General features: G+C 56.6%; 14 protein-coding genes. 3 read left to right on the top strand and 11 right to left on the bottom strand.

Annotated features, from left to right (window positions below):
• Positions 1–84 precede the first annotated feature (84 nt).
• Complete coding sequence (gene rhtB / locus IBT46_RS23035) at positions 85–708, top strand: homoserine/homoserine lactone efflux protein (RefSeq protein WP_200547548.1); 624 nt, start codon at positions 85–87, stop codon at positions 706–708.
• A 44-nt stretch (positions 709–752) separates the two neighbouring features.
• Here rhtB and recQ read toward each other — a convergent pair whose 3' ends face one another.
• A complete protein-coding gene (gene recQ / locus IBT46_RS23030) occupies positions 753–2,585 on the bottom strand; it encodes an ATP-dependent DNA helicase RecQ (RefSeq protein ID WP_105595157.1) in 1,833 nt (610 codons plus the stop codon).
• A 320-nt stretch (positions 2,586–2,905) separates the two neighbouring features.
• Positions 2,906–3,790: a phospholipase A gene (gene pldA, locus IBT46_RS23025; RefSeq protein WP_105595156.1), complete on the bottom strand. Its 885-nt coding sequence runs from the start codon at positions 3,788–3,790 to the stop codon at positions 2,906–2,908.
• Between the two features lie 170 nt (positions 3,791–3,960).
• Between pldA and IBT46_RS23020 the strand changes: the two genes are divergently transcribed.
• Both IBT46_RS23020 and rarD read left to right on the top strand, forming a co-directional pair.
• A complete protein-coding gene (locus tag IBT46_RS23020; protein WP_200547547.1) occupies positions 3,961–4,431 on the top strand; it encodes a thioesterase family protein in 471 nt (156 codons plus the stop codon).
• A gap of 3 nt (positions 4,432–4,434) precedes the next feature.
• Positions 4,435–5,334 carry an EamA family transporter RarD gene (gene rarD, locus IBT46_RS23015; RefSeq protein ID WP_105595154.1) on the top strand — a complete coding sequence of 300 codons (900 nt, stop codon included), beginning with the start codon at positions 4,435–4,437 and terminating at the stop codon, positions 5,332–5,334.
• Here rarD and IBT46_RS23010 read toward each other — a convergent pair.
• The 9 genes from IBT46_RS23010 to IBT46_RS22975 all read right to left on the bottom strand — a co-directional run bounded on the left by IBT46_RS23010 (position 5,314) and on the right by IBT46_RS22975 (position 13,323).
• The gene (locus IBT46_RS23010) at positions 5,314–6,357 is read right to left on the bottom strand and encodes an AbrB family transcriptional regulator (protein WP_200547546.1); all 1,044 of its coding nucleotides are present in this window, start codon (positions 6,355–6,357) and stop codon (positions 5,314–5,316) included. The genes rarD and IBT46_RS23010 overlap by 21 nt on opposite strands.
• Positions 6,358–6,488: 131 nt before the next feature.
• A complete protein-coding gene (gene corA / locus IBT46_RS23005) occupies positions 6,489–7,442 on the bottom strand; it encodes a magnesium/cobalt transporter CorA (RefSeq protein ID WP_200547545.1) in 954 nt (317 codons plus the stop codon).
• Positions 7,443–7,589: 147 nt separating this feature from the next.
• Entirely contained in the window at positions 7,590–7,646 is a 57-nt protein-coding gene (ysgD, locus tag IBT46_RS27775) for a YsgD/CorL family protein (protein WP_370348498.1), read from the bottom strand.
• 77 nt (positions 7,647–7,723) lie between these two features.
• A complete protein-coding gene (uvrD, locus tag IBT46_RS23000) occupies positions 7,724–9,886 on the bottom strand; it encodes a DNA helicase II (RefSeq protein ID WP_200547544.1) in 2,163 nt (720 codons plus the stop codon).
• A 56-nt stretch (positions 9,887–9,942) separates the two neighbouring features.
• Entirely contained in the window at positions 9,943–10,659 is a 717-nt protein-coding gene (gene yigB / locus IBT46_RS22995; protein ID WP_200547543.1) for a 5-amino-6-(5-phospho-D-ribitylamino)uracil phosphatase YigB, read from the bottom strand.
• The gene (gene xerC, locus IBT46_RS22990) at positions 10,659–11,567 is read right to left on the bottom strand and encodes a tyrosine recombinase XerC (RefSeq protein WP_105595149.1); all 909 of its coding nucleotides are present in this window, start codon (positions 11,565–11,567) and stop codon (positions 10,659–10,661) included. Before xerC ends, yigB begins: the two co-directional genes overlap by 1 nt.
• A complete protein-coding gene (locus IBT46_RS22985) occupies positions 11,564–12,274 on the bottom strand; it encodes a DUF484 domain-containing protein (RefSeq protein ID WP_200547542.1) in 711 nt (236 codons plus the stop codon). Before IBT46_RS22985 ends, xerC begins: the two co-directional genes overlap by 4 nt.
• A complete protein-coding gene (dapF, locus tag IBT46_RS22980) occupies positions 12,271–13,095 on the bottom strand; it encodes a diaminopimelate epimerase (protein ID WP_105595188.1) in 825 nt (274 codons plus the stop codon). The genes IBT46_RS22985 and dapF overlap by 4 nt, the downstream gene beginning before the upstream one ends.
• 27 nt (positions 13,096–13,122) lie before the next feature.
• Entirely contained in the window at positions 13,123–13,323 is a 201-nt protein-coding gene (locus IBT46_RS22975) for a lipoprotein (RefSeq protein WP_200547541.1), read from the bottom strand.
• Between the last annotated feature and the right edge of the window lie 93 nt (positions 13,324–13,416).

The following is a 13,416-nucleotide window of genomic DNA, read 5'->3' as shown; positions in this document are numbered from 1 at the left end:
TTCAGCAGGCCATTGTTACCCATAGCACAACGTTCAACATTCACGTATTGTGTCACAATTAAGCGTTTTTCGGGAGTTTTACCCATGACCATCGAATGGTGGCTGACTTACCTTCTGACAACCAGCATTTTGAGCCTTTCGCCAGGCTCTGGTGCCATTAATACTATGAGTACCGGTATCAGCCATGGCTATCGCGGGGCCGCTGCCTCCATTACCGGGCTTCAGGTCGGGCTGTCATTGCATATTATCCTGGTTGGGATCGGCCTGGGCGCGCTGTTTTCACAATCGCTGCTGGCATTTGAGATCTTGAAATGGGCTGGCGCTGCCTATCTGGTCTGGCTGGGCATTCAACAGTGGCGTTCTGCCGGAGCCATCGATCTGAACGCCGTGGCGAAGGCGATGCCGCGACGTAAACTGTTCCAGCGGGCGGTTTTAGTTAACCTGACCAACCCGAAAAGCATCGTGTTCCTTGCGGCGCTGTTCCCCCAGTTTATCATCCCGCATCAGCCGCAGGCGATGCAGTACCTTGTGCTGGGCGTAACCACGGTGGTGGTCGACATTATTGTGATGATTGGCTATGCCACGCTGGCTACGCGTATTGCCGTCTGGATAAAAGGCCCGCAGCAAATGAAGCTGTTAAATCGAATTTTCGGTGGGTTATTTATGGCGGTGGGTGCACTGCTGGCGTCGGCGCGGCGTATCGCCTGATTGAACGTAAAAGGGCCGGTCACCCGGCCCGCTCAACGCGATGGTTAATCGTCATCGACACCGTCAACGTGATCCTTAATCATCAACAGGAACGGCCTGCCAAAGCGTTCCAGCTTTTTATGCCCCACCCCGTTAATACTCAGCATTTCTGAGGCCGTTAGTGGCATCTGTTCAGACATTTCAATCAGTGAAGCATCGCTGAACACCACATAAGGCGGGATGTTGTCCTCATCGGCAATCGCTTTACGCAGCTTACGCAATTTGCCAAACAGCTTACGATCGTAATTGCCACCCCATGATTTCTGGCTGCTGCTGCGCGGTTTTGCCGTCACCAGCCTTGGTACTGCCAGCATCAGCGGCGTTTCACCACGCAATACCGGCCTGGCCGCTTCCGTCAGCTGGAGCGCTGAATACATAGCGATATTCTGGGTGACCAGGCCAAGGTGGATCAGCTGGCGAAGTACACTGGTCCAGTGTTCAGTCGTCTGCTCACGACCAATGCCGTAAACCGGCAGCTTGTCGTGCTGCATGTCGCGAATACGCTGATTATTTGCACCGCGCAGGATCTCGACAATATAACCCATACCGAAACGCTGACCGACGCGATAAATACAGGAAAGCGCCTTCTGCGCCTCCACCAGCCCGTCATAGCGACGCGGCGGATCGAGGCAAACATCGCAGTTTCCACAGGCCTGTTGACGCCCCTCGCCGAAGTAGTTCAGCAGAACCAGACGGCGGCAAGTTTGCGCTTCGGCGAAGGCACCCATGGCATTGAGTTTATGGCGCTCAATATCCTGCAGCTGCCCCGGCGCTTTTTCTTCCAGGCAGCGGCGCAGCCAGGCCATATCTGCCGGATCGTAAAGCAGTAAAGCCTCCGCCGGCAGGCCATCGCGACCGGCGCGGCCGGTTTCCTGATAGTAGGATTCAATATTGCGCGGAATATCGAAATGCACCACGAAACGCACGTTGGGTTTGTTAATGCCCATACCGAACGCCACGGTGGCCACGACGATCTGCAAATCGTCACGCTGGAAGGCTTCCTGCACATGCGCGCGATGCGCATTGTCCATTCCGGCGTGATAAGCACCCACGCTCAACCCGCGGCTTTGCAGACGTGCGGCTGTATCTTCCACCTTGGCGCGGCTGTTGCAGTAAATAATGCCGCACGCACCGCGCTGATCCTGCACATAGCGTAGAAGTTGTTCGGTAGGTTTAAATTTTTCCACCAGCGTGTAGCGAATATTCGGGCGGTCGAAGCTGCTGATCTGAATCAACGGATCGTCTAACTGAAGCAGACGAACGATATCGTTTCGCGTCGTTTCATCCGCGGTGGCTGTCAGTGCCATCACCGGAACATTAGGCAGACGCTGTCTGAGCTGCCCCAGCGCACCGTACTCAGGGCGGAAGTCATGTCCCCACTGTGAAATACAGTGGGCTTCGTCCACCGCAAGCATCGCCGGGTTCCAGTGCGTCAGCTGGTCGAGGAAGTTATCCATCATCAGCCGCTCAGGGGCGATATACAGCATGCGTACTTTGCCAGTACGACAGCCTGCGATCACTTCCTGCTGCTGTTCACGGCTCTGCGTAGAATTCAGGCAGGCCGCAGACACCCCGTTTGCCAGCAGCTGATCGACCTGGTCTTTCATCAGTGAAATCAGCGGCGATACAACCAGCGTTAACCCATCGCGAACCAGTGCAGGAATCTGATAACAAAGAGATTTACCGCCACCGGTCGGCATAACCACCAGACAGTCACGTCCGTCGAGCGATGCCTGGATAATCGTTTGCTGTCCCGGACGAAACTGCTGATAGCCGAAGGTATCGCGAAGTACCTGCTCTGCCAGAGTCTCATTATTGATTACTGCTGCCGTAGACACATTGTCCCCAATCTGAAGTGGTGTGAAGCGCTACCGGGCACTGCCTGCCCGATGGTGATGCCGGAACCGACGGTTGAGCAAGACTCAACCACAGCGAAGAATGATAACTCATGTCCGGAGCAAGATCTGGATTATCGCGAGCATTTTGCTTATTTGCGAAGCGGTTCGCGCCGTTTTGCTGCGTCACTTTTCATCGATGGCTCTGTCTGCGAAGCGGCTGCAAAACGTAATATTGCTGCGCAAAGCCGAGATCCAGAACAGAGGAAACCGACTTTGGCTGGGTTTTATTCGCCGGACAGTTGCGCCCGGCGAAGATGAAATCAGAACAGATCGTTAAGCGTTACCCCCACACCAACGCGAGTTTGACGATGGTTATAATCGATCAGCGATTCGCCGTAGCCGCTAAATACCTGGGTATAGAAGCGCACGTGTTCAGTCATCGGGTAACTCCAGCCCAGCTCCGCGCCGCCGTAGCCGCTGTTCCAGTTGTAGTTACTCTTCACACTGAAGATGCTGTCACCCATCTGATAGCCCAGTGTCAAACGGTAATACCCCATATATTTGGTGATATCGGGGTTATCGTCGTTGCTTTCACTTTCCGGCAGGCGATACCAGGGCTTCACTTCCACCAGCCAGTTGCCGTTTTGCGCCATCAGTCGGGCATAAACCCGGTTCCAGCTGCGTGAAGTGGGGTCGGAACGCCCGTTTGACTGGTGGTTGAGACCGGTTTCTACATCCCGCAGCGTCCAGCCACCCAGGCTGTAGTCGGTTGCCCAGCCGAGGAAAATCTGTGGCTCATAGTTGGTTTCACGGAACGGTGAAGATGCCCCCGCTCCACGGTTGGAGAGCTGCCACCAGGATTTCTGTGTATAGGAGGCCGCCAGCACGGAATTATCGCCCAGGATGCCGCGCCACAGCGGGAAGGCCAGGCTCAGCTGAAATTTCACCTCGTCGTGCTTGGCTTCATTACCCCAGTTGTAGGACTCAATCGCTTCCCGGTTGATATTGCTGGTATAGGTATAAAGCAGATAGTTGCTCTCGTAGGGATAGAGAACAAACGGGTTATCGTGTTTTTCCAGCAGGTTAGCAATGATGCTACCGGGAACCTCAGGCCGGTCATGAACTTCTTTTAGCGTCGCTTCCTGTGCCAGCGCAATTGTCGGAACCAGGAGTGCTGTCGCCAGCAGTCCTTTCAGCAGAGCCATAATTTACTCCCGGTGGGCGAATATGAAGATAAAAGCACGCCATTCTACACATAAAGTGCTGCCCGCTTTAGTGCTGTTTTCTGAAAGTGGAAAGCACTGCCAACGAAGCATAAGATACTCACCTCATTAACCTTTGATTTACTTTTCCCCGGCTTTACAGGATCACAATAATGTCAGCGTTACCTTTGGATCAGGCGGCAGCACGTCGGCTGATTGGCGAAATTTTTGTTTATGATATGCCCTTCAACCGCTCGCTCGGGCTGGAGCTGGATCGCCTTGAACCGGACTTTGCTCAGCTAAGCCTGGCGAATCAAACTATGCTGGTCGGCAACTATGCGCAGAAAATCCTGCACGGCGGGGTGATTGCCTCGGTGCTGGACGTTGCGGCGGGTCTGGTCTGCGTCAGCAGTGCGCTGACTCGTCAGCAAAGTATCACCGAAGAAGAGCTTCGCCAGCGCCTGTCGCGCATGGGCACCATCGATCTGCGCGTGGATTACCTGCGGCCAGGGCGCGGCGAGCGTTTTGTCGCCAGCAGTAGCCTGCTGCGCGGCGGTAACAAAGTCTCCGTTGCCCGCGTTGAACTCCATAACGATGCCGGTGTTCACATTGCCAGCGCTACTGCTACCTATATGATTGGTTAAGAAATGAATCCACAACAAACACGCCAGGGCGTGCTCTTTGCGCTAGGAGCGTATTTTATCTGGGGCGTGGCTCCGGTCTATTTCAAACTGATCCAGCAGGTACCCGCCGGGGAGATCATGACCCATCGGGTTATCTGGTCCTTCTTTTTTATGCTGGTACTAATCAGCATCAGCCGCAGCTGGCGTAATATTCGCGCCATTGCCGCCCAGCCGAAAAAGGTGCTGCTGCTGGCCGTATCTGCCGTGGTGATCTGCAGCAACTGGCTGCTGTATATCTGGGCGGTAAACAATCATCATATGCTGGAAGCCAGCCTCGGTTACTTTATCAACCCGCTACTAAACGTTCTGGTCGGTATGCTGTTTCTTGGCGAGCGCTTCCGCCGTTTACAGTGGCTGGCCGTTGCGCTTGCCACCTGTGGCGTGCTGGTGCAGCTGTGGAAGTTCGGTTCAGTGCCCGTTATCGCGCTTGGCCTTGCGGCGACGTTCTCAATGTATGGGCTACTGCGTAAGAAAATTGCGGTGGATGCACAAACCGGCATGCTGGTTGAAACCAGCTGGCTGCTGGTTCCCGCTGCCGTCTATTTGTTCGCCATCGTCGACAGTCCCACCAGCCACCTCGGCAACAATGCGGCAAGCCTGAATATTCTGCTGGCCGCCGCCGGGATTATCACCACCGTCCCGCTGATGCTGTTTACCGCCGCCTGCACACGTCTGCGCCTCTCTACCGTGGGATTCTTCCAGTATCTTGGCCCGACGCTGATGTTCCTGCTGGCCGTGCTGTTCTACGGTGAGCAGATGACGTCAGATAAAGCCGTGACCTTCGGCTTTATCTGGGCGGCGCTCGCACTGTTTATCGCGGACGCACTCTGGACGCTGCGCCGATCACCGTCGCGCATAGCGTGAAAGAAATCGGGCCATTGCCGGGCCGGTCAGCAGGATAGAGAACAGGCGTAGCGTCTGCATCGCCATTACAAAAGCCAGATCGACCCGGCTACCGGCAGCAATAATCGCAACGGTGTCCAGCCCGCCAGGGCTGGTCGCCAGATACGCCGTCAGCATGTCGACATGCAGAACCCGGGTCAGCATCCACGCCATCGCGCCGCACAGCAGCATCAGGCCGATAATCGATACCACCATTTGCGGTAACGTGCGCAAGGCCAGCAGAAAGACCGGCCGAGTGAAACGCAGGCCAACCGTCCAGCCAATCAGCGCATAGGCCAGCGCCAGCAGCCACTCTGGCACCTGTAACATTACCGTGCCGCTGGAATGCAGAGTCGCCCCGATCAGCGCGGGCAGCAGCAACGCGCCGGAGGGAATACGGAATTTCTGACCGAGCACCGCCCCGAGCACAATCACCGCCAGCGTCGCGGCAAACCCCCACCCCAGATGCGGAAACCACTCCAGCCCGCTGGACTGCGCGCTGTCGCCCAGGCTGATCCGTGCCACTATCGCGGCAGCAGCAGCGACAAACAGCACGCGCAGATACTGCATAAATGCCACCAGTCGGGTATCCGCCCCAAAATCGCCTGCCATTGCCACCATTGCGGATGCGCCTCCGGGGGAGGAACCCCACGCGCCGGTCGGACCAGGCAGGTCGCTGAAGCGCACCAGCAGATAGCCGGACAGTCCGCTGGCTGCCAGCGTAAGCAGAAGCACGGACAGGACGATGGGCCAGTCAGCCAGCAGCGGTTGAAGAATGGAGGGTGAAAGGCTCTGGGCAATCATGCAGCCCAGCACGGCCTGGCACAGTACAAATAGACGTTTACTGATGCGGATCTGCGCACCGCTCAGCCCCATTACCACGCCGACTATCATCGGGCCCAGTAACAGCGCAGCCGGTACATGAAAAACCTGCAGGACAGACCCCAACAGCAGCGATGTGATGAGCAGCAGTGCCCACTGGTATCGCAGGGATAACCGTTCCATAGAGTGAAGCGATCTCAGCTGAAAGAAGAAGTTACAGATTACCCGCAGCGTGGACGCAGTACCAGATCGTGAAACATTTTGAGAGAGTTAAGACCGGCCCAGCCCGATAAATCAGGCTGAGCCAGCGGCAATCAGAGCCAGTTTTTACGCTTAAAGTAGGCGTACGGTGCCAGCCCGGCGAGGATCATCAGGGTAATAGCTCCCGGATAACCAAAGCTCCACCGCAGTTCCGGCATAAACTCAAAGTTCATCCCATAGCTGGATGCCACCAGCGTTGGTGGCAGGAAGACTACCGATACCACCGAGAAGATTTTGATAATGCGGTTCTGCTCAATGTTGATAAAGCCCATTGCCGCCTGCATCAGGAAGTTAACCTTCTGGAACAGCGATTCGTTGTGCGGCAGCAGGGATTCGATATCCCGCAGAATTTCGCGCGCCTGTTCCAGCTGATTAACCGGCAGACGCGCTTTACGCACCAGGAAGTTGAGGGCGCGCTGGGTATCCATCAGGCACAGACGCACCTTCCAGCCGATATCTTCCAGCTCGGCCAGCGTAGACAGCGCGGCGTCAAACTCATCGCCCTGCTGCCCTTCCATAATGACCCGGCTGAGCTTTTCCAGATCGCTATAGATATTTTCTATCTCATCGGCAAGCTGTTCGATTTTGGTTTCAAACAGATCCAGCAATAGCTCATAGGCATTACCGTCGGTCAGAACCTGATTGCGCGCACGCATGCGGTAAAGACGGAAGGCGGGCAGCTCGCGCTCGCGCAGGGTGTATAAACGCCCTTCACGAATGGTAAACGCCACCGTTGAGTTACCGGCGTGATCTTCAGCATCTTCAAAGAAAAAGAAGGAGTGGATGTGCAGGCCGTCTTCGTCTTCGAAGAAGCGTGCCGATGCTTCGATGTCTTCCAGTTCAGGACGGGTGGCCAGGCTCTGGCCCAGCTCAGTCTGGACGCGGTCTCGCTCAGCTTCTTCTGGCTCGATCAGATCGACCCAGACGGAGCCGGTCAGCTCTTCGCTGGCATCATCCAGCTCAAGACGGGTCAGACGGCTCTGGTCCAGTTTAAATGCGCTCAGCATAGCAATACTCCCAATTCGCAGTGACTAGTGGGACAGAGCGCTTGAACACGGGAAACATGCGTTTCAGTCAGCGAACAGTACTGACTCAGAGCGACGGGGAATGCGGTCGCCAACAACCACGAAGGCTATCGGCAAAAGAGGATAGCCTTAGGAGTTGTACCTGGTGTGCAGGTCAGTGAGCCAGTATCTACTGGGTGTGTCCAAGGCGAATGTCCTCTTAGGGTAATGGTGGGCGCATGTTACGCTGAGACGAAAAAGGCGTCAAGCGGGCCCACCTTTCATCACAGCGCTTCCAGCTTCGCGTACGCGGCTACCAGCCATTTGATGCCCTGCCCCTGGAACGCCACCTGCAGGCGGCTGTGTTCGCCGCTGCCTTCCATGTTAACAATCGTCCCCTCACCGAACTTGGCGTGAAGAACGCGCTGCCCAAGGGTAAAGCCGCTGTCGTTTTTCGCTACCGGCGTACCCATCCGCTGGTGGCTGACCGGGCGGCTGACGCTGGCGCGCAGGCGCACTTCTTCCACGCACTCTTCCGGCAGCTCACCGACAAAGCGTGAGGGGCGGTGATAGACCTCTTTGCCATACAGGCGGCGCGTTTCCGCGTAGGTCAGCGTCAGCTTTTGCATCGCGCGGGTGACGCCGACGTAAGCCAGACGACGCTCTTCTTCCAGCCTTCCGCCTTCATCCAGCGACATCTGGCTGGGGAACATGCCCTCTTCCATGCCGACGATAAATACCTGCATAAACTCCAGCCCTTTGGCCGCATGCAGGGTCATCAGCTGCACCGCATCCTGCCACTTATCCGCCTGCCCTTCGCCCGCTTCCAGCGCCGCATGAGAGAGGAAAGCCTGTAGCGGCATCAGGTCTTCATCTTCATCCTGATAGCTGTACTGACGGGTGGCGTTGACCAGTTCCTCAAGGTTTTCGACGCGCGCCTGGCCCTTTTCACCCTTTTCCTGCTCGTACATCAGCCACAGGCCGGAATCTTTGATCACCCGGTCAGTCTGCACATGCAGCGGCAGTTCGGTGGTTTCCTGCGCCAGTGAATCCACCAGCTCAATAAATCGCTGCAGCGCCGAGGCAGCACGCCCGGCCAGCGCTTTTTCCTGCAGCAGCGCGCGTGAACTTTGCCACATCGTTAGCTGGCGCTCACGGGCGGTCTGGCGCACCACGTCGAGGGTACGATCGCCAATGCCGCGGGTTGGCGTATTGATCACGCGCTCAAAGGCAGCATCGTCGTTACGATTGGCGATCAGGCGCAGATAGGCCAGCGCATCCTTGATTTCCTGACGTTCGAAGAAGCGCATACCGCCATAAATTCGGTAAGGCATGCTGGTTTGCAGCAGCGCCTCCTCCAGCACGCGCGACTGGGCGTTGCTGCGGTAAAGGATTGCGCAGTCATTCAGCGCCCCGCCGTTTTCCATCCACACTTTGATGCGATTAACCACAAAGCGCGCTTCATCCAGCTCGTTAAAGGCGCAATAGAGGGCAATCGGTTCACCGTCGCTGCCGTCAGTCCACAGCTCTTTGCCCAGACGGCCATTGTTATTGGCGATCAGGGCGTTAGCGGCTTTCAGAATATTGTTGGTAGAGCGATAGTTCTGCTCGAGGCGAATGGTTTCCGCCCCCGGGAAATCGTTCAGGAAGCGCTGGATGTTCTCAACCTGCGCACCACGCCAGCCGTAGATAGACTGATCGTCATCGCCGACGATAATCACCTTGCCGCTGTCGCCGGCCAGCATGCGAATCCACGCATACTGAATGTTGTTGGTATCCTGGAATTCGTCCACCAGGATATTGGTGAAACGTTCGCGGTAGTGATTAAGAATATGCGGCTTGTTTAACCACAGTTCGTGCGCGCGCAGCAGCAGTTCGGCAAAGTCCACCAGGCCGGCACGATCGCAGGCTTCCTGATAGGCCTGATAGATGCGTAACCAGGTCTGTTCAATCGGGTTGCCGTAGCTCTCAATATTTTTCGGGCGCAGCCCTTCATCTTTTTTGCCGTTGATGTACCACATGCCCTGACGAGCAGGCCACTGCTTCTCATCAAGATTCATCGCCTTGATCAGACGCTTCAACAGCCGCAGCTGGTCTTCACTGTCGAGGATCTGAAAATCCTGCGGCAGGTTGGCATCCAGATGGTGGGCGCGCAGCAGGCGATGAGCGAGTCCATGGAAGGTCCCAATCCACATTCCTCCCTGGCTGGTTCCAATCAGCTGTTCGATGCGGTGACGCATCTCAGCGGCGGCTTTGTTGGTAAAGGTCACCGCCATGATGGAGTAAGGGGAACAGTTTTCAACCGCCATCAGCCAGGCAATACGGTGAACCAGGACGCGGGTTTTACCACTGCCGGCACCCGCCAGCACCAGCAGGTTGCTGCGCGGCGCGGCGACGGCTTCGCGTTGTTTGTCATTCAGGCTGTCGAGCAGATCGGAAACGTCCATAAGCACCATCGGGGTAGAGGGCGGCACACCGCCCTACTGGTTATTTAACCAGTTCATTATAACAACGCGGTCAGCGATGCCAACTGAGAAATCTCCAGCGTTGGGAGCAGACGCGCATCATCGATATGCATCAGATTGCCACCGCGTAAATTGATCCAGCAGGCCTGCATCCCGCAGCGCACTGCACCGGCAACGTCGGTGGTGAGGTCGTCACCCACGTGCAGAATGCGTTCCGGTGCCAGATTCAACCGTTCTGCGGCAGTGTGGTACATATCCTGATACGGCTTGGCACGGCCATCGGGGCCCGCGCGCAGGATAAACTGGAAGTATTTATCCAGGCCAAACAGATGCGGCTCAGCGTTACCGTTGGTGATCGCCACCAGAGGAATACGCTCTGCCAGTGCCGCCAGCGTCGCATGGTTTTCATCAGAGATGGTGATTTTGCTACGCCATTCAGCGAATACGGACATCACTTCGCGCGAGCCGTCGGCCGCCTGGGCAGGGGCCAGCCCCACATCCAGCATCGACTGCTCAACGGCGCGACGCCGCCACTCGCTGACATCATGGTAGATCTCCGGCTCGGCCAGCAGTAGTCGCTGGCGCACCTGCTGATACTGCTCCACGCTATAGTTTTCTAGCGCCGGATGATGGGCCTGTAATGCGGCGTGAGATTCTTTTGTGGTTCGTGCGATAACCGGATAATTGTCGTACAGCGTATCATCGAGATCGAAGGTCATCGCCGCGACTGGACGCGGTGGTCGGTAAAAATGCATCAGGTCTTTCCTCGTTTCGCACGGGGATGTGCAGCGTCGTACACGGACGCCAGGTGTTGGAAATCAAGATGGGTATAAATCTGGGTGGTTGCCAGATTGGCATGGCCAAGCAGCTCCTGCACTGCGCGCAGATCGCCGCTGGACTCCAGCATATGTGTCGCAAATGAATGGCGAAGTTTATGGGGGTGAACGTGGCTGGACAGCCCCTGCTTAATACCCCATTCGGCGAAACGCTTCTGCACGTTACGCGCGGAGATACGTTTGCCCAGTTTAGACAGGAACAGCGCGTTGTCCTGCGGTGAGAACAGCTCCCGTAGCGCCAGCCAGTGTTCCAGCCAGAGTACCGCCGTTTTCCCCATCGGCAGGCGGCGTTCTTTACTGCCCTTACCGGTTACCCAGACTTCGCCAGACGCCAGCTCAAGATGGTTTACGTCAATGCCGGTCAGCTCAGAGAGGCGCAAACCCGCGCCGTACATCACTTCCAGCATGGCACGATCGCGCACCGCCAGCGGATCGTTGAGATCGATTTCCAGCAGTTGGTTAACTTCATCGACATCAATGTTCTTTGGCAGGTGCCGTGGCGCACGCGGCGTGGCAACGCCTTTCGCCGGATTGGCCTGAATCGTTCCCTGGCTAATCAGCCAGTCGAGGAAGCTACGCAGTGCGGAAAGACGCAGAGCAAGGCTGGCAGGCTTCAGTCCGCTGCGGCTACTGCGGGCGGCCAGCGTACGAACCAGTGCAGCATCAAGGCGCGTCCAGTCCGTGACTTTTAATGCATCCAGCAGTTCAACCACCACCGTCAGCTGCCGACGATAGTTAATCAGGGTCAGAGGGCTAAGCTGGCGTTCAACTTTCAGGTAACGCAGAAAGCCCTCTACGGCAGGAAGCAGGGGCGATTCACTGCTCACGCGCGCTCAATCCAGCGCGATAACAGATCGGGGAGCATTAACGACAGATGCTGGAGCAGCGCCGTTCCCATGCCGCGCTGGTAGTGCTGCTTATCGCGGCTGCTGAAGATCAGTACACCAAGATCGCCACGCTCGCCGAGCAGTGACATTGCGACCGATCCTACGGCTTTCGCCTGCGGGAGCAGCAGCAACAGCTCAGGTCCGTTCAAATTGCCAAGGTAGTGGTTCTCTTTACCCAGCCGCTGAATACGCACCGATTCAAATGCCGGTCTTGGCAGCGCAAGCTGAGTGAAATCAGACGGCGCGCCAATACGCCATTGCTCGCTAAACAGGCGGATATTCGCTCCCGCCAGCCCAAGTTCACGCGCCCACAGATGCAGACGACTCAGCATGTCCTGCAGGCTTGATGCCGAGGCCAGCCGTCCCTGTAGGGTGAACAGACGTTCGAACAGCTGCTGGTTCGCGCTGGCCTGCTCCATCAGCAGGGTGATTTCTTCTTCAAGCTGATGAATATGGTTGCGCTGCCGCGCCAGCTGCCACTCCACCAGCGAAACGGTACCGCGGATCGGATGCGGCACCATCATCTGCTCAACCTGGCGGGCATTGCGAATAAAGAAGTCTGGATTTTGCAGCAGGTAATCGCCAACCAGGCGATCGTCCAGCAGCACTTCGCTGCTGTCCTGTTGTGGCTCCCCGACAGTTTTCATAGATGAATAAACCCGTCGTAAACGTGAGTGGCTGGCCCGGTCATAAACAGCGGATGCCCCGGCCCTTTCCAGGCAATGTTTAACGTGCCGCCCGGCAGGTCAACACGCACTTTCTCTGACAGTAGCCCCTGCTGAATACCCACCGCGACTGCCGCACAGGCTCCGCTACCGCAGGCCTGGGTTTCACCCGCGCCGCGCTCATACACACGCAGGCGAATGTGCTCACGGTTGACCACTTCCATAAAGCCGACGTTCACGCGTTCAGGGAAGCGTTCATGGCTTTCCAGCACCGGTCCCAGCGTTTCGACAGCGGCGGTCTTCACGCTATCCACCTGCAGGACACAGTGTGGGTTACCCATCGACACCACGCCACACATCACGGTCTGTTCTGCGGCCCGCATCAGGTAAATGTTTTCGGCTTTATTCGCGCGGAACGGTACCTGCTGAGGCTCGAAGTTAGGCTCGCCCATATTCACGCAAACCAGTTCATCCTGATTCACGCTCAGCACCATACGGCCCGTTTGCGTACTGACGCGAATATCGCTTTTATTCGTCAGGCCTTTTAAGCGAACGAAGCGGGCGAAACAGCGTGCACCATTGCCGCACTGGGCGACTTCGCTGCCGTCAGCGTTGAAAATGCGGTAATGGAAATCGAGATCGGGATCGTAAGGCGGCTCAACGATCAGCAGCTGATCGAAGCCGATCCCCAGATTGCGATCCGCCAGTCGACGGATCAGCTCAGGTGAGAAGTAAACGTTTTGCGTAACGGCATCGACCACCATAAAGTCATTGCCGAGACCGTGCATTTTCGAGAACTGCATTTTCTGCTCCGCCGAGTGTGTCATAGTTTACTGGACCGGTTTAACATCCTGCCCGGAGGTCGTGGCAGGAGATGACACGCTGCTGCCGGACTGCGTCGGCGAAGAGGTCTGAGTGGCCTGCGGTTTGCTCGTTTCGTCTGCCGGGAAGTAGAGCGGCCCTTTGAGTCCGCATCCCGCCAGGCTGACAACGGCAAGTAACATTGCCAGCTGGCAAATAGCTTTTTTCATTCTCATTCTGCTCGTAAAAGATACCCGTTGCTGTCTATCATCGCAGGTGAAGACTGAAAAGCAACAGGAAAAGCAGAATCAAATTGGATGAAT

The organism is Erwinia sp. S38, assembly GCF_016624545.1.
Classification (GTDB): domain Bacteria; phylum Pseudomonadota; class Gammaproteobacteria; order Enterobacterales; family Enterobacteriaceae; genus Erwinia; species Erwinia coffeiphila.
Note: the sequence above shows the minus strand (reverse complement) of the source record. Positions and strands in the feature narration are given on the sequence as shown.

What these genes read in the sequence shown, in the direction of transcription:
- rhtB (WP_200547548.1), top strand. Translation starts at nt 85, where the DNA reads ATGACCATCGAATGGTGGCTGACTTACCTTCTGACAACCAGCATTTTG.
- pldA (WP_105595156.1), bottom strand. Translation starts at nt 3,790, where the DNA reads ATGGCTCTGCTGAAAGGACTGCTGGCGACAGCACTCCTGGTTCCGACA.
- IBT46_RS23020 (WP_200547547.1), top strand. Translation starts at nt 3,961, where the DNA reads ATGTCAGCGTTACCTTTGGATCAGGCGGCAGCACGTCGGCTGATTGGC.
- rarD (WP_105595154.1), top strand. Translation starts at nt 4,435, where the DNA reads ATGAATCCACAACAAACACGCCAGGGCGTGCTCTTTGCGCTAGGAGCG.
- IBT46_RS23010 (WP_200547546.1), bottom strand. Translation starts at nt 6,357, where the DNA reads ATGGAACGGTTATCCCTGCGATACCAGTGGGCACTGCTGCTCATCACA.
- corA (WP_200547545.1), bottom strand. Translation starts at nt 7,442, where the DNA reads ATGCTGAGCGCATTTAAACTGGACCAGAGCCGTCTGACCCGTCTTGAG.
- uvrD (WP_200547544.1), bottom strand. Translation starts at nt 9,886, where the DNA reads ATGGACGTTTCCGATCTGCTCGACAGCCTGAATGACAAACAACGCGAA.
- yigB (WP_200547543.1), bottom strand. Translation starts at nt 10,659, where the DNA reads ATGCATTTTTACCGACCACCGCGTCCAGTCGCGGCGATGACCTTCGAT.
- IBT46_RS22985 (WP_200547542.1), bottom strand. Translation starts at nt 12,274, where the DNA reads ATGAAAACTGTCGGGGAGCCACAACAGGACAGCAGCGAAGTGCTGCTG.
- dapF (WP_105595188.1), bottom strand. Translation starts at nt 13,095, where the DNA reads ATGCAGTTCTCGAAAATGCACGGTCTCGGCAATGACTTTATGGTGGTC.
- IBT46_RS22975 (WP_200547541.1), bottom strand. Translation starts at nt 13,323, where the DNA reads ATGAAAAAAGCTATTTGCCAGCTGGCAATGTTACTTGCCGTTGTCAGC.